Below are 18,981 nucleotides of genomic sequence, written 5' to 3'. Positions count from 1 at the left end.
CCTAGGCCGCACCCACTCGTACGGCCTGAATACCCGGAGAGGCGGGTCAGCCGGGGACGTTGGCGCCGTAGCCGAGGTCGCGCAGCGCCTGCTTGATCTTGGTCTGGGCCTCGTCCAGCGATTCCGGGCTCGGATTCGGGTCGGCGCCGGAGATGTCGAAGTCACCCAGCGAGAAGGCCGGGAACACGTGCACGTGCAGATGCGGCACTTCCAAACCCGCGATCAGCAGACCGGCGCGCGGCGCGTCCCATGCCGCGCGCACGGCCTGGCCGATCTGCTGTGCGACGGCGGTCAGCCTGGCGAAGGTGCCGGCGTCGATGTCCTGCCACTGGTCGATCTCCTTGCGGGGCACCACGAGCGTGTGACCAGGGGTGACCGGGGCGATGGTGAGGAAACCGACGAACTCGTCGTCCTCCCAGACGAAACGGCCCGGGAGCTGACCGGCGATGATCGCGCTGAAGACAGAAGCCATGTCCCGCAGCGTAGACCGGTCCGTGCGCCGAGGCGCCGGACCGGCGCGCGCTATACCGCGACGAAGTGCGACAGGATGCCTTGCACCTCGTAGATGTCCACCTGCCGGTTGAACCGCTTCAGCAGTGGTTCCGCGGCGCCCGCGATCCAGATGGCCAACTCGGCGTCCAGATCGAAAGTGCCCGCGGTCTCCACCGAGAAATGGGTGATCGCGCGATAGGGAACGCTGTGGTAGCTCACCTTGCGGCCGGTGACACCCTGCTTGTCGATCAGGACCAGGCGGCGATTTGTGAACAGCATCGCGTCGCGGACCAGCAGGTACGCGGCGTAGACCTGTTCGCCGTTGCCGAGGAGCTTGGCGTATTCCTGTTGCGCCTGCCCCGGATCGATCCGGCCGGCGTTGCCCATCAGTCCGTCGATCAGACCCATTGTCAGCACTTCCTTCGGGTGCTCCGGCGGCACGAGTGGTCAGGCCCCCCGCTCAGGCCGGAAAGGGACACAGTGGTGGATGTGGGCGATGCGCCGCCCACATCCGTTGTCCCCATTCATCATCCCCTTCGCGCGCACCGGCAGCGGCGATCCCGCCGAACGGCTCGTTTAGGCTGTCTGCCGTGCGTGTACTCGTCATCGGTTCCGGAGCCCGTGAACATGCCCTCGTCCTGGCGCTGCGCCGGGACCCCGCGGTGACCGCGCTCTTCGCCGCCCCCGGCAACGCCGGCATCGCCCAGCACGCGCAGGTCCGCCCGGTCGACCCGTGCGCCGCCGAGGACGTGGTCGCCCTGGCCACCGAGGTGGACGCCGACCTGGTGGTGATCGGCCCCGAGGTTCCGCTGGTGCTCGGCGTCGCCGACGCGCTGCGCGTGGCAGGCATCCCGTGCTTCGGCCCGTCGGCTGCGGCCGCCCGGATCGAGGGTTCCAAGGCGTTCGCCAAGGACGTGATGTCCGCGGCGGGCGTGCGCACCGCGCACAGCGAGGTGGTGGACAACCCGGCCGAGCTGGACGACGCGCTCGACCGTTTCGGCCCCACGTGGGTGGTGAAGGACGACGGCCTCGCCGCGGGCAAGGGTGTGGTGGTGACCGCCGACCGTTCCGCCGCGCGCGAGCACGGGGCCGAACTGCTCGAGCAGGGCCACCCGGTGCTGCTGGAATCGTTCCTGGACGGCCCGGAAGTATCGCTGTTCTGCCTGGTCGACGGCGAGACGGTGGTTCCGCTGCTGCCCGCGCAGGATCACAAGCGGGTCGGTGACGGCGACACCGGGCCCAATACCGGCGGCATGGGCGCGTACACGCCGCTGCCCTGGCTGCCCGAAGAGACCGTCACCGCGATCGTCGAGGACGTGGTGCGGCCCGTCGCCGCCGAGCTGGTGCGGCGCGGCAGTGGTTTCTCCGGCCTGCTCTACGCCGGGCTGGCCATCGGCTCGGCCGGGCCCGCCGTGGTCGAATTCAACTGCCGATTCGGCGATCCCGAAACACAGGCGGTGCTGGCGTTGCTGGACAGCCCGCTCGGCGAGCTGCTCTACGCCACCGCCACCGGGACGCTGGCGCAGGTCGAGCCGCCGCGCTGGCGCGACGGCGCCGCGGTCACCGTGGTGCTCGCCGCCGAGAACTACCCGGGCCGTCCGCGCCTCGGCGACGCGATCTCGGGGGCGGGTGAGGGCGCGTCCGACGGGAACGCGACGGTGCTGCACGCCGGCACCACACAGCGCGAGGACGGCGCCCTGATCTCCGCGGGCGGACGGGTGCTGAACGTGGTCGGCGTCGGCGCTAACCTCACCGAGGCCCGCGCCAGCGCCTACGACCGCATCGCCGCGATCAAACTGCCGGGCAGCCACTACCGCACGGACATCGGCCTGGCCGCCGTCGAGAACCGCATCGAGGTCTGAGTCCGCGGCTCGGTCGGTGCGGGCGCTGGTAGTCGCACCGCACGCTCAGCCGAACGTGAGGCCGCGCATCGCCAGCCACTGCTGCGGGTCCACGTGCTGTCCGCCGACGATCACCTCGAAGTGCAGATGCGGGCCGGTGGAGTCGCCGCGGTTGCCCATGCGGGCGATCTGCATCCCCGCGGGCACCCGCTCGCCGACCGAGACGAAGAAGTCGTACATGTGCCCGTAGACGGTGATGCTGCCGTCGTCGTGGCGGATGCGGACCCAGAGGCCGAAGCCCTGTGCCGGGCCCGCGTCGATGACCGTGCCGTCGGCGACCGCGTAGATCGGGGTGCCGATCGGGCCCGCGATATCAATGCCGTTGTGGAAGGTGCCCCAGCGGGACCCGAAGCCCGAGGTGAACATGCCGCGCGTGGGTAGTACGAAGCCCCTGCCGCCCGGCGGGAGCGCCCCGGGCTGCACCGGCGCGGTGCCGGTCATCCACGGTTGACGCTCACCGGCGACGGCGGCGGCCGCCTCGGCCTTCGCGCGTTCGAGCGTCGCGCGCGCGGCGGCCGCGACCACCGCCTGCTCCCGCAGCCGCTCACCGTTGGCGATGGCGTTCAGCAACCTCCTCACCGAGGGCGGGGTGTTCTGCATCTGTGGGGGGTATGCGACGGCGACGAGTTGCGCGCGATCCGGCGCGGGAGTGCGATCGGTGACCGTTCCGGCGAACGATGTGTCGCCCGCGGCGAACACCGCGGCCGCGGCGAGTCCGGCCAGCAGGACCTTGTGCTTGCGTGCCAGCGCGAGCACCTGCTCGCCGGTGGGTTTACGCCGCCACAGGTCGCGGGGATCCGGTCTGCGCTCCCACCGGGCCCGCACGTCCCCGCGCCGTGCCCACAGGGCGCGCGGATCAAGCTTGCCGCCTCTGAGCAGCCGCTTTCCGGAACGTCGCGGCGTGCGCGTGCGCCAATCGCGCGGAATTACGCCGATGCCGGCCACTCCGCGCACTCGGTCGAGCCCGTCTCGTCGAGCCTTATCGAGCATCGGGTAGACCATAACCGCGACCGTGCGGAGAAGCGTGCTCTACCGTCTGTCGAGTGTCCAGAGAATCTCGCCGGTCGACCATTCCACCTTTCTACGTGATGGATGTCTGGAAAGCCGCCGCGGAACGCGCCCGGACCCACGGTGATGTACTCGTGCTCGCGGCGGGACAACCGTCGACGCCCGCGCCCGCGCCGGTGCTGCGCGCGACCGAACTGGCCATTCAGTCCGAATTGCTGGGTTACACAGAGACTTTCGGCATCCTGGCGATACGCGAAGCGATCGCCGAACACCATCGCGAGACCTATGGTTACCAGGTCCATCCGGACGACGTGGTCGTGACGACCGGCTCCTCCGGCGCGTTCTCGCTGATCTTCCTCGCCGCGTTCGACCCTGGGGACACCGTCGTGGTCGCGCGTCCCGGTTATCCCGCCTATCGGAACACGCTCACCGCGCTCGGCTGCCGCGTGCTGGAGCTGGACTGTGGCGCCCAGACCAGATTCCAGCCCACCGTCGCCATGCTCGAAGCCCTTCCCGAGCCGCCCGCCGGTCTGGTGGTGGCCAGCCCCGCCAACCCGACCGGCACCATGATCGCCCCCGCGGAACTCGCCGCACTGGCCCGGTGGTGCGAGGAGCACGGCACACTGCTGATCTCCGACGAGATCTACCACGGCATCACCTACGACAGCGCGGGCGCCGACAACGCGACCTCCTCGGCCTGGGAGACCTCGCGGGAATCGGTGGTGATCGGCTCGGTCTCCAAATACTTCTCCATGACCGGCTGGCGGCTGGGCTGGATGCTGGTGCCGAGCGGGCTGCGCCCCGCGTTGCAGCGGCTGGCCTCGAACCTGACCGTCTGCCCGCCCGCCATCTCGCAGTACGCCGCGCTGCACGCGTTCGGGGCGGAGGCCAAGGAGGAACTCGACGGGCACGTCCGGCGGTACGCGGTGAACCGGCGATTGCTGCTGGACGGGCTGCCGAAACTGGGCATCACCGACCTCGCCCCGGCCGACGGCGCCTTCTACGCCTACGCCGACATCGGCCACCTCACCGACGACTCCCGCGCCTGGTGCGCCGACGTGCTGCACCACACCGGTGTCGCGCTCGCACCGGGGGTGGATTTCGACACCGTGAACGGGCACCGCACGGTCCGCTTCTCGTTCGCCGGAGCCACCGCGGACATCGAGGCGGCGCTGCTGCGTCTAGGGCACTATCTGGCGGTGTGAAAAACCTGCCCGGCAAGAACTTTCCGCAGTTCGGCACCCTGGGCGCGCGGATGCGGTAAAACAACGATGGTTGCTTTTCCTCGCTGATTTCCCCTGGAAGAACTGATGACGACTGGCACGATGGCACGGTGATCACCGCGACGACCCCGAAAGGCGAACGGCGTCGCCAGGCTTTGATAGCCGCCGCTGCCGAGCTTCTGCTCGAAGGCGGATTCGAGGCGGTGCGGCACCGTTCGGTTGCGACGCGCGCTGATCTGCCTCTGGCGTCGACCACCTACTACTTCGAATCCCTGGACGACCTCATCGCGCGGGCGGTCGAGTTCAGCGGCAATGCCGAGCTGGACGCGATGCGCAGGCGGGTCGGCGAGGTCAGCCACCGCCGCCGCGGCGCGGAGGCCACCGTGGACCTGGTGCTCGATCTGCTGGTGGGCAGCGACGGGCCCGACGAAGGCGCCCGCGGGCAGCTCATCGCGCGCTACGAGCGTTCGGTCGCCTCGGCGCGGCACCCGGAGCTGCGCGAAGTCCAGCTGCGGCTGCGCGCTCAGCTGGACGAACTGCTGGCCGACGTACTGCGCCGCTCCGACCGGATGGTGCGGCCGGAGCAGCTGCGCAGGCTGGTCGCGGTGGTGGACGGCGCCGTGGTCGCCGCGCTCACCGAGATGGATCCGGAACCGCGGCGGATGGCCCGCGGCGCGCTGCTGGAAGTGATCGACATCGTCGCGCCCCCGGCGCGGGGCACGACCCCGGAGGCGGCCTACATGACCACGGACGGCCCCGTGCGCGCGACGCCCCAGCAAGTGGATCGTTACCGAGCACTAGACTGACCGGACGTGAGCCTCGTCCCCAATGTCCTCGCCACCCGTTACGCCAGTCCCGAGCTGGTGCACCTGTGGTCGCCGGAGCACAAGGTCGTGCTCGAGCGGCGGCTGTGGCTGGAGGTGCTGCGCGCCCAGGCGGAGCTGGGCGTCGACGTGCCCGACGGGGTCGTCGCCGACTACGAGCGGGTGCTCGACGAGGTAGACCTCGCCTCCATCGCCGAACGCGAGCGGGTCACCCGGCACGACGTGAAGGCGCGCATCGAGGAGTTCAACGCGCTGGCCGGGCACGAGCACGTGCACAAGGGCATGACCAGCCGTGACCTCACCGAGAACGTGGAGCAGCTGCAGATCCGGCTCTCGCTCGAGCATGTGCACGCGCACGGCGTCGCGATCGTCGCGCGCCTGGCCGAGCGCGCCGCCGAATATCAGGCTCTCGTCATGGCGGGCCGTTCGCACAATGTCGCGGCGCAAGCCACCACGCTCGGCAAGCGGTTCGCTTCCGCCGCCGACGAATTGCTGATCGCGCTGGCCCGGCTGCGCGAACTGATCGACCGCTATCCGCTGCGCGGGATCAAGGGCCCGATGGGCACCGCGCAGGACATGCTCGACCTGCTCGGCGGCGACCCGGCCAAGCTCGCCCGGCTGGAGCAGCAGGTGGCCCGGCATCTGGGTTTCGCGACCGTGCTCACCAGCGTGGGCCAGGTCTACCCGCGCTCGCTGGATCACGACGTGCTCTCCACGCTGGTGCAGGTGGGCGCGGGCCCGTCCTCGTTCGCGCACACCATCCGGCTGATGGCCGGGCACGAGCTGGTCACCGAGGGTTTCCAGCCCGGGCAGGTGGGCAGCTCGGCGATGCCGCACAAGATGAACACCCGCTCCTGCGAGCGGGTCAACGGCTTGCAAGTGGTGCTGCGCGGTTACGCCTCGATGGCCGCCGAGCTGGCGGGCGCGCAGTGGAACGAGGGCGATGTGTTCTGCTCGGTGGTCCGGCGCGTCGCGCTGCCGGACGCGTTCTTCGCCATCGATGGGATGATGGAGACCTTCCTCACCGTGCTCGCCGAGTTCGGCGCCTATCCGGCGGTGATCGCCCGCGAACTCGACCGGTACCTGCCCTTCCTCGCCACCACCCGCATCCTCATGGCCGCCGTCCGGGTCGGCGTGGGCCGCGAGACCGCGCACGAGGTGATCAAGGAGCACGCCGTCGCGGTCGCCCTGGCCATGCGCGAGCAGGGTCGCGAACCCGACCTCCTCGACCGCCTCGCCGCCGACACCCGCCTTCCCCTCGACCGCGCTGCCCTCGACGCGGCATTGGCCGACAAGTCGGCCTTCGTCGGTGCGGCCGAAGCGCAGGTCGGCGACGTGATCGGCCAAGTGCAGAAACTGGTCGACCGGTATCCCGACGCGGCTCGGTACACGCCGTCGCCGATCCTGTAGCGGGACTGAGCCTTTCGCGACGAAATCGTTCGTCGGCCGGACAGGCGGCCGGTATCGTCCGTCGGTGCCCATTCACGCCTTCGTAGACGAGTCGATACGCCGCGACCGCTACATACGCGCTGCCCTCGTGCCCGCTCGGCAACTCGACCGCGCACGAACTTTGGTTCGTGGCTTGTGTCTACCTGGCCAGCGACGATGGCACTTCGCGAAAGAACCGGATCAACGGCGTCGACAGATTCTTGCCACGATGGCCCGATGTGACGGCGTGCGTGTCGCGGAACACGACAGCTGACCGCATAGGCTGCGGGTCGTGAATCCGTACACGATTTTCGCCGATATCGTCGCCGGGCGGGCGCCGTCGAGCAAGGTCTACGAGGACGACGATGTTCTGGCGTTCATGGACATTCGGCCGATGACTCCGGGGCATCTGCTGGTGGTGCCGAAGGTGGCGGCGCGCAGTCTGGCGGAGCTGGATCCGGTGGTCGGGGGGAAACTGTTCCAAGTTGGGCAGCGGTTGGCGGCGGCGCTGCGGACCAGCGAGGTGGGGTGTGACGGGGTGAATTTCTTTCTGGCGGACGGTGTGACCGCCGGGCAAGAGGTGTTTCACGTGCACCTGCACGTGATCCCGCGTACTGCGGGTGACGGGTTCGGCTTGCGTGGCCGTCCGACCAGTCCGCGAAGGGAGGATTTGGACTATCTGGCCGCCTCGATCCGGGGCGCGCTGGGCGTCTGAGCTCGTCGCCGATCATCGAATGAATGCCCTTGTGCACTTCGGGACATAGTGGCCGACCATGGCGCAAGGCGTCATCGGTCGGCGAGTTCACCAGGTGCCTCCGCGAGCGCTCGGCTGCGATCCCCCAGCCGAGCGTGGCGAAACTCGCGAACCGCTGGAAGCCGGGCAACCGCGTGCCGACCGCTCGAACCCGGGCGGCAGAAGGGAATCTCAGCGATCGCTCGGCGGCCCCGAGCGGGTTCGGCCTCTCGGGTATTCGCGGGACGCGATGAATCGGCTGTGCCCGCGTTCCCTGTGGCGACGAGTCAGTCGCGCACCAATTCGGCTGCCGTCCAGCTCGGGTAGTCGCTGTAGCCCTCGGCGGTGCGGCCGTACAGGAATTCTTCGCGAATGGGGGCCAGCGGCAGGTCGTAGCGGATGCGGTGCACCAGATCGGGATTGGCGATGAACGGGCGGCCGAAGGAGACCAAGTCCGCGAGGCCGGCGTGCAGTACCTGTTCGGCGCCCGCCGCCGTGGTCGGTTCGCGGTTCTCGCCGATGTTCGCGATCAGCGTGCCGCTCCAGCGTGGGCGCAGGTCGTGCAGCGCGTGATAGTGGTCGTTGTCGGTGAGGTGCAGGTAGGTGAGGTCGCGCCGGTCGAGTTCGGTGACGAGGGCGCGGTAGAGCGGAGCCGGGTCGGCCTCGGACATGTTGAACTGAGGGTTCCCCGGCGAGAGCCGGATCGCGGTGCGTTCGGGGCCGACCGCCTCGGTCACCGCGTCCACCACCGTCAAGGGCAGCCGCATGCGGTTGACGATCGAACCGCCGTACTCGTCGTCGCGCAGATTGGTGTTGTCGGCGAGGAACTGGTGTGGCAGATAGCTGTTGGCGGCGTGGATCTCGACACCGTCGAAGCCCGCGGCCATGGCATTGCGCGCGGCAGCGGCGTAGTGCTCCACGATGGCCTCGATACCTGCGCGGTCGAGCACGGCGGGCGTGATCGGATCGGCTTTGCCGCCGTCGATCAGGTGTACCCGATCGTCGTCCACCACCGCCGACGGTCCGGCGGGCCAGGAACCGTCGATCCGGGCGAGCGGGTGGCCTTTGCGCCCGCCGTGCATGAGCTGCGCGAAGATCCGTCCGCCGCGTGCGTGCACGGCCTCGGTGACCCGCCGCCACGCCGCGACATGCGCGGGTGTCTGCAATCCCGGCACCCACGCCTCGCTCTGGCCGGTCGAATGCGGCCAGATGCCCTCGGTGACGATGAGCCCGGCCGTCGCGCGCTGGGCGTAGTAGTCGGCGACGTCATCGGTCGGCGACCCGTCGGGTAGCGAGCGCAACCGGGTCATCGGTGACATGACGATCCGGTTGGGCAGGTCGAGCGGGTGGTTGCGGTATTCGGTCAACAGCAGCATGGCTGTACCGTAAAACCTGACATCAATGTCAGGTCAAGGAGCGATTGTGCGGATCGGTGAACTCGCCGAGCGGACCGGCGTCAGCGTCCGGTCGCTGCGGTACTACGAGAGCAAGGACCTGTTGAGCTCGGAGCGGACCTCCGGCGGGCAACGCGAGTATTCGGACGCGGCGGTCGACCGGGTCCGGCGCATTCAGGAGATGTTCGCCGCCGGCCTGCACAGCGACACGATCGGTGAACTGCTGCCGTGCATCCATGACGTCGACGGCACGCCCAATGCCAGGGCGACGCCGTTCCTGGTGGACAAGCTCACCGAGGAACGCGCCAGGATCGATCAGGCGATGCGGGACCTGCGCCGGACCAGCGACGTGCTCGACGGCATCATCCGTGCGGCGGGCGGCGAGGCGGCCGAACAGTAGGGTGGACGCCATGGCTCTCGACAGCGGAACGATCTCCGAAACGGGTAGCGGCGCGGTGACGCCGCCGGTCGCCGAGACGGTGCCCACCGAGCGGGTGCACCACGGCGACGTCTTCGTCGATGAGTACGAGTGGCTGCGGGACAAGGAGAATCCCGACGTCATCGCCTATCTGGAGGCGGAGAACGCCTACACCGAGGCGCAGACCGAGCACCTGAGCACGCTGCGCGAGACGATCTTCGACGAGATCAAGGCGCGCACCCAGGAGACCGATCTGTCGGTGCCCACCCGGCTGGGCGACTACTGGTACTACTCGCGCAGCTTCGAGGGCAAGCAGTACGGCGTGCACTGCCGCTGCCCGATCGCCGAGGGCGCCGAGGGCCTCGACGCGTGGACCCCGCCGCAGTTGAGCGCCGAGACCGAGGTCCCGGGCGAAGAGGTGCTGCTCGACAGCAACGAACTGGCCGAAGGGCACGATTTCTTCGCCCTCGGCGCGTTCTCGATCAGCCACGACGGCACTTTGCTCGCCTACTCGGTGGACAACGTCGGCGACGAACGGTACGTGCTGCGCTTCAAGGATCTGCGCACCGGCGAACCGCTCGGGGACGAGATCGCGGGCACCGCACCGGGCGCGACCTGGTCGCTGGACGGCAGCCACGTCTTCTATCAGACCGTCGACGAGTCGTGGCGGCCCGACACGGTGTGGCGGCACCGGCTGGGCAGCACCGATCCCGACGTCAAGGTGTTCCACGAGCCCGATGAGCGCTACTGGGTGAGCATCGGCGCCAGCCGCTCGGAGAGATACCTGATGATCTGGGTCGGCTCCAAGATCACCAGCGAGGGCTGGGTGCTCGAGTCCGACGATCCCGAGGGCGAGTTCCGGGTGCTGCTGCCGCGCCGCGAGGGCGTCGAGTACTCCGCCGAGCACGCGGTGATCGGCGGGGAGGATCGCTTTCTGATCCTGCACAACGACGTGGTGGACGGCGTGAAGGCGGAGAACTTCGTGCTGGCCGAGGCGCCGGTCGACGACCCGTCGAACCTCACGCAGCTGATCGGCCATCGCGAGGACGTTCGGCTCGAGGACATCGACGCGTTCCGCGACCACCTGGTGCTCAGCTACCGGCGCGAGGCGCTCACCCGGATCGCGGTGTGGCCGCTGACCGACGCAGGCTACGGCGAACGGCGCGAACTCGACTTCGACCTGGAACTGTTCGCCGTCGGCGTGGGCTCCAACCCGGAATGGGCCCAGCCGACCCTGCGCATCGGGCTGACCTCGTTCATCACTCCGATGCAGGTGTTCGACTACGTACCGGCCACCGGTGAGCTGCTGTTGCGCAAGGAGCAGCCGGTGCTCGGCGGCTACGATGCGAACGAGTACGAGCAGCACCGGGATTGGGCGGTCGCGGAGGACGGCACCCGGATCCCGATCTCGCTCGTGCGGAAGAAGACCACAGCCGATGGGCCGAAGCCGCTGCTGCTCTACGGCTACGGCTCCTACGAGGCGAGCATCGACCCGTCCTTCTCGGTCGCCCGCCTGTCGCTGCTGGATCGCGGCATGGTCTTCGCGGTGGCACACGTGCGCGGCGGCGGCGAGATGGGCAGGCTCTGGTACGAGCACGGCAAGACGCTCACCAAGAAGAACACCTTCACCGACTTCGTGGCCGCCGCGCGGCATCTGGTCGACACCGGGGTCACCGCCCCGGACCGGATGGTCGCCGACGGTGGCAGCGCGGGCGGACTGCTGGTCGGCACAGTGGCGAATCTGGCCCCCGAACTGTTCGCGGGCATCCTGGCGAACGTGCCGTTCGTCGATCCGCTCACCTCGATCCTCGATCCGTCGCTCCCGCTGACCGTGATCGAGTGGGACGAGTGGGGCAACCCGCTGGCGGACAAGGACGTCTACGAGTACATGAAGTCCTACTCGCCCTACGAGAACGTCGAAGCCAAGGACTATCCGGCGATTCTGGCCATCACCAGCCTGAACGACACCCGGGTGCTCTACGTCGAGCCCGCCAAGTGGATCGCCAAGCTGCGCGCCACCGCGACCGGCGACGCCCCGCTGTTGCTGAAGACGGAGATGAGCGCGGGCCACGGCGGGGTCAGCGGGCGGTACGAGAAGTGGCGGGAAGTGGCCTTCGAGCACGCCTGGGTGCTGGATACGGTCGGTCTCGCCGACGCGTAGACCGGCCCGGCGCGCGTGTCCGCTGATGGCGGCGGCGCGCCGGCCGCGGGGTGACCGCGCGGCGCAGCCGTGGCGGAGAGTTCGCCACCTGGTCATACAGTTTGCACATCACGGACACGTGCGGCTGGCACCGTAGGGTCATGAACGCTGAGCTGGTCGTATCGATCTCCGGGATCAGGGACACCACCAGAGACGCGGCGATCGCCTTCGCCCAAGAGATGGACCGGCGCGGCGTGCCGCTCTCGCTACTGGTCGCGCCGCGGCTGAAGGGCAAATACCGGTTGCTCGAAGATCCGGCGACGCAGGCCTGGCTGCGCGGCAGGCGGGCTCGCGGTGACGCGATCGTGCTGCACGGTTACGACCAGGCGGCCACCAAGCGGCGGCGCGCCGAGTTCGCCACGCTGCCCCGGCACGAGGCGCGGTTGCGACTGACCGCCGCGGATCGGGTGCTGGAGCAGGCCGACCTGCGCACCCGGCTGTTCGCGGCCCCGCGCTGGGATGCCTCGACGGGGGCGTTGGATGCGCTGCCCGAGGTCGGTTTCCGGCTGGCGCTCGGCCTTACCTCGATCGTCGACCTGGAGCGCAACGCGGCGCAGAAGTCCAGGGTGTACGGCATCGGCGAGGGGTTCCGCGCGGAGCCATGGTGGTGCCGCGCCCTGATCATGGGCGCCGGGCGCACCGCTCGTCGCGGCGGTGTGCTGCGTCTGGCCGTGTCCGCCGCCCAGCTGGGGCGCTCGGGCCCGCGCCAAGCCATGTTGGACGCCGTCGACCTCGCGCTGTTCCACGGTGCGGTGGCCGCGACCTACCGGTGGGAGCCGTTCCCGGCCGTTCGCGCCGCATGACGGACGCCGCGGGCGGCGGCGGGTCGGCCCCGTCGCTCGCGGCCGGTCGGGAGCTTCGCGCGACCGATCGGCGCCGCCGCCCGCGAATGGCGTAGCCGGGTGGCGGCGCTGTCACGTTCAGGACGGAGCGACCTTCGTCGCCGCGACGGCGGGCGTCGCGTCGTGCGTGAAGCCGCCCGCCTCCGCGCGCGTGAGCGAGGTCGAGAACGGCCGCTGCCGTAGCTGTTCCATGCAGCGGCGGAGGTCGGCGATCAGCAGGTCGGCCATGTCGACGGTGAAGCCGTGGCGCAGCACCGCGCGCATCACCGTCTCCTCGTTCCGGTCGGCAGGCAGCGGATACGCCGCGATCAGCCAACCGCGCGAGCGCAGCCGATCGGACAGGTCGTAGAGATTGAAGCCGGGATCGCCGCTCAGACGCCAGCAGACGGCGGTGATGCCGCGCTGCGGGTCGCCGTCGTGGATCAAGTCGAAGACCTCCAGCCCGCGTACTCCCGCGGCCAGGTGCTGCGCGGCCCGGTAGATCGCCGACTGCACCCGGGCGTAACCGGTGCGGCCCAGGCGAATGAACTGGTAGTACTGGGTGATGGCCTGGCCGCCGGGCCGGGAGAAGTTCAGGTTGAACGTGGCCATGCTGCCGCCGAGGTAGTCCACGTCGAAGATCAATTCCTGCGGCAGGTCGGCGGCCTCGCGCCAGATCGCCCAGCCCGCGCCCAGCGGGGCCAGTCCGGTCTTGTGTCCGGAGGCGTTGATCGACTTCACCCTGGGCAGCCGGAAATCCCACACCAGCTCCGGCGCGGCGAACGGGGCGAGGAAGCCCCCGCTGGCCGCGTCGACGTGGATCGGGATGTCCCAGCCCTTTTCGCGCTGCACCGTGTCGAGCGCCGCGCTGATCCCGGCGACGTCTTCGAACAGTCCGGTGTAGGTCTGGCCGAAGGTTGGCACGACCATCATGGTGTTCGCATCGCAGTACGCGGCGAGATCGTCGGGGTGCATGGTCAGCCGGTCGCCGCGCAGCGGGATCTGCCGGATCTCGACGTCGAAGTAGCGCGCGAATTTCTCCCAGCAGACCTGCACCGGTCCGCAGACGAAGTTGGGCGTCCCGCTGCCGCCACGCTTGCGCCAGCGGAACTTCGCGGCCAGGCCGCCGAGCATGGCCGCCTCGCTCGATCCGATGGTCGAGGTGCCGTGGGTACCGGACGGATCCGGCGCGTTCCACAGGTCGGCGACCATCCGGACGGCCCTTCGCTCCAACTCGGCGGTTTGCGGGTATTCGTCCTTGTCCACGATGTTCTTGTCCAGGCATTCGGACATCAGCCTGCGTGCCTGGTCGTCCACCCAGGTGGTGCAGAATGTGGCCAGATTCATCCTGGAGACGCCGTCGAGCATCAGTTCGTCGTGCACGATCTCGTAGGCGACCTGCGGGAACATCTCGTGCGGCGGAAATCCGGCCCGTGGTGCGGACCGGCTGAGCCCCGGCAGGGCGAACAGGTCATCGGCTGCGTCGGACATGAGAACGGCCTCCCGATTCGACTGGTGTGCGGGCCTGCCTGCCGAGAATGCCAACAGTTTGCCAACACCCTCGATTCTCAGCTTGGCACACCCTTTCCGTCACCGGTCGCACTTCGCGCGTACGGTGCGCCCCGCGCGGCCCGCGGGCCGGTCGCGGACACCTGGCCCACGGTGCGAACTTCGCCCCGGCAGCGGGGGATAGGGTGGGGGAATGGTGGAGGACGTGCGGGTGGCGGAATTGCGCGCTGCCGTGGCCGGTTTGATGGGGCAGGCGAAAACCGATTTGGCACAGCTTGTTTCGTTTCGATCGGTGGCCGATCCACGGCAGTATCCGATCGAGGAGTGCGACCGGGCGGCACAGTGGGTGGCCGACGCGTTCGCGGCTGCCGGACTGACTACGGTGGGTTTGCACGAAACGCCCGACGGCACCAAGGCGGTCGTCGCGTCCCGACCGGCGCCCGATGGCGCGCCTACGGTGTTGCTCTACTGTCACTACGACGTTCAGCCACCGCTGGACGAGGCGGCGTGGCGTACCCCGCCGTGGGAGCTGACCGAGCGGGACGGGCGCTGGTACGGCCGCGGGAGCGCCGACTGCAAGGGCAACATCGTCATGCATCTGACGGCTCTGCGCGCGCTCGGCGCGGAACTGCCGCTGGGCGTCATCATGGTGGCGGAAGGATCCGAGGAGCAGAGCACCGGCGGGCTGGAGCGGTTCGTCGAGGCCGAGCCGGAGCTGCTGCGCGCGGACGCGATCGTGGTCGGCGACTGTGGCAACTTCGCCGCCGGTGTGCCGACCTTGACCCAGACCCTGCGTGGCGGCGTGAACGTGGTGGTCACCGTCGAAACTCTGGCCAGCCCGCTGCATTCCGGCATGTTCGGCGGACCGGCGCCCGACGCGCTGGCCGCGCTGATCCAGCTGCTGGCCTCGCTGCGCGACGAACGGGGCAACACCACTGTCGACGGGTTGCCGAACGATCAGATCTGGCCGGGTGTCCAGTATCCGAGCGAGCAGTTCCATGCCGACGCGCGCGTCCTCGGCGGCGTCGAGCTCGTCGGTGACGGCACCGTCGCCGACCTGCTCTGGGCACGACCGGCGCTGACAGTGCTCGGCATCGACGCGCCGCCGGTGGTCGGCTCCGCCGCCGCGATACCGGCGACCGTGCGCGCCCGGCTGAACCTGCGCATCCCGCCGGGCACCGACCCGGATGACGCGTACCGGGCGCTCGTCGCACACCTCGAGGCCCACACGCCGTGGCGCGCCAGGCTGACCGTCGAGCTGGAAGGCACCGGAGCGCCGTTCCGGTCCCCGACCGGCGGACCCGCGCGCGCCGCGATGGAGGCGGCGCTCGCGGCGTCCTACGGTCGTCCGGCGACCACTCAGGGGCAGGGCGGCTCGATCCCGCTGTGCAACGTCTTCGCCACCACCTATCCGGAAGCGGAGATCATGCTGATGGGGGTCGAGGAGCCGAAATCCCTGATCCACGCGCCCAACGAGAGCGTGGATCCGAAGGAGATCGAACACATGGCGCTGGCCGAGGCGATCTTCCTCGCGACCTACGCCGGGTAGCGCTACAGGTCGATGTCGTTCTCCGGTTCCAGCACCCGGAATTCGGTTCCGGCCGGCGCCATCTCCGACAGCCTGCCGAAGTAGATGCCCTGCGCCTCTTCCCGAATGATGCCGTAGTGGATGGGCAGCGCGACGCGCGGATCGACCGCCCGCACGTAATCGACGGCTTCGCTCACGCGCATCCACGGCGCGGCGGCCGGAGCGGCCAGCACGCCGACCGGGACCGGCGGCACCCACAGCGAGTCGCCGGGGTGGACGAGCTGCGCCGGGTCCTCGGCGGTGCCCAGCTGGAAGACGGTGTTGTCGATCACGGGGATCTCGGGGTGGATGACGGCGTGCCTGCCCCCGCCGCCGGTGATGCGGAGATCACCGAGGGTCAGCACATTGCCCGCGTGCACCGCCTCCCACGGCTCGCCGCGCTGCTCGGCGGTCTGCGGATCGGAGAGCAACCGCGCGCCCGGGTTCGCCTCGACCAGCGCTTCGATCCGGTTCGGGTCGATGTGGTCGGGATGCTGATGGGTGACCGCGATCGCGTCCAGGCCGGTGAGGCCCTCGAAACCGTGCGAGAACGTGCCCGGATCGAACAGGATCTTCTTGCCGTGCAGCTCGACGAGGAGGCAGGAGTGACCGAAGTGGGCTATGCGCATGCCGCCATGCTAGCCACGCCCGCTGTGTTCTCCGCGACATCGCCGCCGTCTCGGCCGACCCCGCGGATGACGCACCCGACCAGCACAACTACGCTGCTGAGGTAACCCCCCAACCACATGAGGAGCAACGCGTGGCACGAGTCGTGGTCGAGGTGATGCCGAAGGCCGAGATCCTGGATCCGCAGGGGCAGGCCATCGTCGGTGCACTCCCGCGCCTGGGATTCGAGGGCGTCTCGGACGTGCGGCAGGGCAAGCGATTCGAACTCGACGTCGACGACAGTGTCGATGACGCCGCGCTCGAGCAGATCGCCGAATCGCTGTTGTGCAACACGGTGATCGAGGAATGGAAGGTGGTTCGCCTCTCATGACCGCCCGCATCGGGGTCATCACGTTTCCCGGCACGCTCGACGACGTCGACGCGGCCAGGGCGGTGCGTCTGGCCGGCGCCGAGGCGGTCAGCCTGTGGCATGCCGACGCCGACTTGAAGAGCGTCGACGCGGTGATCGTGCCCGGCGGCTTCTCCTACGGCGACTACCTGCGGGCCGGCGCCATCGCCCGATTCGCGCCCGTCATGGGCGAGGTCGTGCGCGCGGCGGGCGCCGGGCTGCCGGTGCTCGGCATCTGCAACGGCTTCCAGGTGCTGTGCGAGGCCGGGTTGCTGCCCGGCGCACTGACCCGCAACGAGGGCCTGCACTTCATCTGCCGTGACGAATGGCTCACCGTGGAGTCGGCGTCGACGGCGTGGACCTCCCGGTTCGAGCAGGGCGCGCAGATCCTGGTCCCGCTCAAGTCCGGCGAGGGGCGCTACCAGGCGTCGGAGTCCGTGCTGGACCAGCTGGAAGGCGAGGGCCGGGTGGTCTTCCGGTACGCGAGCGACAACCCGAACGGCTCGCAGCGCGGCATCGCAGGCATCGCGTCGGCCAACGGTCGCGTCGTCGGCCTGATGCCGCACCCTGAACACGCCACCGAGCCGCTCACCGGCCCCAGCGACGACGGGCTCGGCCTGTTCCTCTCGGTACTGGACACGCTCGTAGCTGTTTAGTCTGGCCGCGCCTTCGGCGCGGCGTGTTCGCGGTCCCTTTGTGGCTCTCGTTTGCGCGACTGCCGTTTGCTCCTGCGCCGCCGCGCAATCGGTCGGTGCGAGCCCGTGGCACAACGCTTCCCGGATCGTGGTTGTCCGCGTCTGCCCATCAGCTGATGCGGTCGATGATCTCGAAGTCGACTCCATGTACGCGGGCGATGTAACCGCGCTGGAGTGCCTGGTTACCTCGGAAGGCTCTGACGCCGCTGGGGGTCTCGAGAAACAGGTCGTGGTCGAGCGCGTGCAGGATCTCCGGCACTGCGAGCGATCCGACCGTCCGCGCGAGCGAGGCGAGAGTGTGGATGGCTTCATAGGTGGCGTTGCTGAAGCTGGTGAGTGCGGGAGCGAACGCGCCGTGGCGTCGGTGGTAGCGGGTGATCCGGTCGCGTGCGTCGCGTGTGCGGGTGTCGAGGAAGAAGCTGGACGCCACGAAGAAGCCGTGATTGGCTTTCGGTCCCGCCGCCAGCAGGACGTTCTCGTCGGCGGCCGGACTGACCCGCAGCTGGCTCGCGGCGCGGCCGGTGGCCGCGTACTGCCGGTTGAAGCGGGCGACATCGGCGCCGACCATCAGGATGACCACCCCGTCGACCAGGTCGAGTGCCGGATGGGTGAGGAAGCCGGAGAAATCCGCGCACCCCAGCGGGACGTACTGTTCCAGCACGATCGCGGCCGGATCGGACAGGCTCGCGCGAATCGCCTTGGCGGACTGGCGCGGCCAGATGTAGTCGTTGCCGATGACGGCCCAGCGCCGCACACCGTATTCGCGTTCGAGCCAGTGCACGGCGGGCACGGTCTGCCCGGCCGGGTGCTCGCCGAGCATCAGCACGCCGGGCGGCTCGTCGGTCAGGCCCTCGTGGCTGGTGGCGTACAGATACGGCACCCGGCCCGCGTTCGCCCGTGCCACCGCCCGCCGGACCGCGGAGGTGTGCCACCCGGTGAGGGCGTGCACCATGCCGGTGGACAGCAGCGCGGCGACCTCGGCGGCGACTTCCGACGGCGCCCGTCCGCCGTCGATATTCGTGGTACGAATTTCCCGCCCCAGAATTCCCGCCGAACGGTTGATTTCATCGACCGCGAGCGATATCGCCGCATCGCAGGACGGTGCGACGATACCGCCCGGTCCCTGCCGCGGAACTATGTTGAGGACCTCTATCGTGCCGTCGGGGCTCTCGCTCCACGTGGACATTGGGTACTCTTCTTCTCGTTCGAGCGAAATTCACGGCAGGCGGGGAAATAATGACGTCCATTGTAAGCGGAAATTCGACGCTGCATGGCGCGCTGCGTGCCGCGGAGCGCGGTTGGGTGCGCCACTTGGACGCGGCGCTGTGCGCCAGGCAGCTCTCCCCGGATCAGTGGTCGATGCTGTCGAATCTGTGCGGCGACGCGGGGATCACGATGACCGAGCTGGCGGCCAAATCGCAGCTGGCGCCCTCCTCGGCCACCAGGCACGCCGATTATCTGGCCGAGCGGGGCCTGATCTTCCGGCTCGCCGCGCAGGACGATCGCCGCCGCATCCTGATCGGCCTCAGCAGGCTCGGCGCCGACTTGGTCGCCGAGGTACGCGCGCAGGAGGCGCGTGCGGAGCAGGAGTTGCGCGGGCGAATCGGGGCGCGCCGATATACCGAACTCATGCGATTGCTCGACCTGGTTTCCATCGCCTCGGAGTAATACGCCGAAGTACCGGAAATTCATCCGATGAATGCCGCGAACGTCCGATTCGTGATCTGTCACCAGTCCATTCCGGCCCTTATGT

At 69.2% G+C, this 18,981-nt stretch carries 19 protein-coding genes; 12 read left to right on the top strand and 7 right to left on the bottom strand.

Going from position 1 to position 18,981, the window contains the following annotated elements; genetic code table 11:
* Positions 1-46: 46 nt before the first annotated feature.
* A complete protein-coding gene (locus tag NNI01S_RS27435; protein ID WP_063023350.1) occupies positions 47-472 on the bottom strand; it encodes an HIT family protein in 426 nt (141 codons plus the stop codon).
* 50 nt (positions 473-522) lie between these two features.
* The gene (locus tag NNI01S_RS27430) at positions 523-900 is read right to left on the bottom strand and encodes a PH domain-containing protein (protein ID WP_063023380.1); all 378 of its coding nucleotides are present in this window, start codon (positions 898-900) and stop codon (positions 523-525) included.
* A 182-nt stretch (positions 901-1,082) separates the two neighbouring features.
* Between NNI01S_RS27430 and purD the strand changes: the two genes are divergently transcribed.
* Entirely contained in the window at positions 1,083-2,354 is a 1,272-nt protein-coding gene (gene purD / locus NNI01S_RS27425; protein ID WP_063023349.1) for a phosphoribosylamine--glycine ligase, read from the top strand.
* Positions 2,355-2,399: 45 nt separating this feature from the next.
* On the opposite strand, the gene NNI01S_RS27420 is transcribed toward purD, so the two are convergent.
* A complete protein-coding gene (locus tag NNI01S_RS27420; RefSeq protein ID WP_063023378.1) occupies positions 2,400-3,383 on the bottom strand; it encodes a M23 family metallopeptidase in 984 nt (327 codons plus the stop codon).
* Positions 3,384-3,436: 53 nt separating this feature from the next.
* On the opposite strand from NNI01S_RS27420, the gene NNI01S_RS27415 reads away from it, so the two are divergent.
* From NNI01S_RS27415 to NNI01S_RS27400, 4 genes are all read left to right on the top strand, one after another.
* Positions 3,437-4,606 (top strand): pyridoxal phosphate-dependent aminotransferase, encoded by a 1,170-nt coding sequence (locus NNI01S_RS27415; RefSeq protein WP_157114993.1) that lies wholly within the window; start codon positions 3,437-3,439, stop codon positions 4,604-4,606.
* 128 nt (positions 4,607-4,734) lie between these two features.
* Positions 4,735-5,430 (top strand): TetR/AcrR family transcriptional regulator, encoded by a 696-nt coding sequence (locus tag NNI01S_RS27410; protein ID WP_245676392.1) that lies wholly within the window; start codon positions 4,735-4,737, stop codon positions 5,428-5,430.
* A gap of 6 nt (positions 5,431-5,436) precedes the next feature.
* Positions 5,437-6,858, top strand: coding sequence for an adenylosuccinate lyase (gene purB / locus NNI01S_RS27405; RefSeq protein WP_063023345.1), 1,422 nt, complete (start codon positions 5,437-5,439; stop codon positions 6,856-6,858).
* A gap of 310 nt (positions 6,859-7,168) precedes the next feature.
* Positions 7,169-7,591 carry an HIT family protein gene (locus tag NNI01S_RS27400; RefSeq protein ID WP_063023343.1) on the top strand — a complete coding sequence of 141 codons (423 nt, stop codon included), beginning with the start codon at positions 7,169-7,171 and terminating at the stop codon, positions 7,589-7,591.
* 305 nt (positions 7,592-7,896) lie between these two features.
* Here NNI01S_RS27400 and NNI01S_RS27395 read toward each other — a convergent pair whose 3' ends face one another.
* Positions 7,897-8,985, bottom strand: a complete 1,089-nt coding sequence (locus NNI01S_RS27395; protein ID WP_063023341.1) for an alkene reductase — start codon at positions 8,983-8,985, stop codon at positions 7,897-7,899.
* A 46-nt stretch (positions 8,986-9,031) separates the two neighbouring features.
* On the opposite strand from NNI01S_RS27395, the gene NNI01S_RS27390 reads away from it, so the two are divergent.
* The 3 genes from NNI01S_RS27390 to NNI01S_RS27380 all read left to right on the top strand — a co-directional run bounded on the left by NNI01S_RS27390 (position 9,032) and on the right by NNI01S_RS27380 (position 12,424).
* Positions 9,032-9,403 carry a MerR family transcriptional regulator gene (locus tag NNI01S_RS27390; protein ID WP_063023339.1) on the top strand — a complete coding sequence of 124 codons (372 nt, stop codon included), beginning with the start codon at positions 9,032-9,034 and terminating at the stop codon, positions 9,401-9,403.
* A gap of 10 nt (positions 9,404-9,413) precedes the next feature.
* On the top strand, positions 9,414-11,582 hold the full coding sequence (locus NNI01S_RS27385) for a S9 family peptidase (RefSeq protein ID WP_063023376.1): 2,169 nt from the start codon (positions 9,414-9,416) through the stop codon (positions 11,580-11,582).
* A gap of 140 nt (positions 11,583-11,722) precedes the next feature.
* The gene (locus tag NNI01S_RS27380) at positions 11,723-12,424 is read left to right on the top strand and encodes a DUF2334 domain-containing protein (RefSeq protein ID WP_063023337.1); all 702 of its coding nucleotides are present in this window, start codon (positions 11,723-11,725) and stop codon (positions 12,422-12,424) included.
* 117 nt (positions 12,425-12,541) lie between these two features.
* Here the strand turns inward: NNI01S_RS27380 and gad are convergent, their stop codons facing one another.
* Positions 12,542-13,933 (bottom strand): glutamate decarboxylase, encoded by a 1,392-nt coding sequence (gene gad, locus NNI01S_RS27375; protein ID WP_063023335.1) that lies wholly within the window; start codon positions 13,931-13,933, stop codon positions 12,542-12,544.
* Positions 13,934-14,144: 211 nt separating this feature from the next.
* Here gad and NNI01S_RS27370 point away from each other — a divergent pair, with 211 nt between their 5' ends.
* Positions 14,145-15,500 (top strand): dipeptidase, encoded by a 1,356-nt coding sequence (locus NNI01S_RS27370; RefSeq protein ID WP_063023333.1) that lies wholly within the window; start codon positions 14,145-14,147, stop codon positions 15,498-15,500.
* Positions 15,501-15,502: 2 nt separating this feature from the next.
* On the opposite strand, the gene NNI01S_RS27365 is transcribed toward NNI01S_RS27370, so the two are convergent.
* On the bottom strand, positions 15,503-16,147 hold the full coding sequence (locus NNI01S_RS27365; RefSeq protein ID WP_063023331.1) for an MBL fold metallo-hydrolase: 645 nt from the start codon (positions 16,145-16,147) through the stop codon (positions 15,503-15,505).
* A 131-nt stretch (positions 16,148-16,278) separates the two neighbouring features.
* Here NNI01S_RS27365 and purS point away from each other — a divergent pair, with 131 nt between their 5' ends.
* Both purS and purQ read left to right on the top strand, forming a co-directional pair.
* Entirely contained in the window at positions 16,279-16,515 is a 237-nt protein-coding gene (gene purS, locus NNI01S_RS27360; protein ID WP_063023328.1) for a phosphoribosylformylglycinamidine synthase subunit PurS, read from the top strand.
* On the top strand, positions 16,512-17,189 hold the full coding sequence (gene purQ, locus NNI01S_RS27355; RefSeq protein WP_063023326.1) for a phosphoribosylformylglycinamidine synthase subunit PurQ: 678 nt from the start codon (positions 16,512-16,514) through the stop codon (positions 17,187-17,189). Before purS ends, purQ begins: the two co-directional genes overlap by 4 nt.
* 148 nt (positions 17,190-17,337) lie before the next feature.
* On the opposite strand, the gene NNI01S_RS27350 is transcribed toward purQ, so the two are convergent.
* The gene (locus tag NNI01S_RS27350) at positions 17,338-18,414 is read right to left on the bottom strand and encodes a substrate-binding domain-containing protein (RefSeq protein WP_063023324.1); all 1,077 of its coding nucleotides are present in this window, start codon (positions 18,412-18,414) and stop codon (positions 17,338-17,340) included.
* Between the two features lie 50 nt (positions 18,415-18,464).
* Here NNI01S_RS27350 and NNI01S_RS27345 point away from each other — a divergent pair, with 50 nt between their 5' ends.
* The gene (locus tag NNI01S_RS27345) at positions 18,465-18,896 is read left to right on the top strand and encodes a MarR family winged helix-turn-helix transcriptional regulator (RefSeq protein WP_063023322.1); all 432 of its coding nucleotides are present in this window, start codon (positions 18,465-18,467) and stop codon (positions 18,894-18,896) included.
* Positions 18,897-18,981 lie beyond the last annotated feature (85 nt).

Origin of the sequence: Nocardia niwae NBRC 108934 = DSM 45340 (assembly GCF_001613465.1) — a bacterium.
In the GTDB taxonomy this organism is placed as follows: Bacteria; Actinomycetota; Actinomycetes; order Mycobacteriales; family Mycobacteriaceae; genus Nocardia; species Nocardia niwae.
This window is presented reverse-complemented; position numbering and strand designations above follow the sequence as displayed.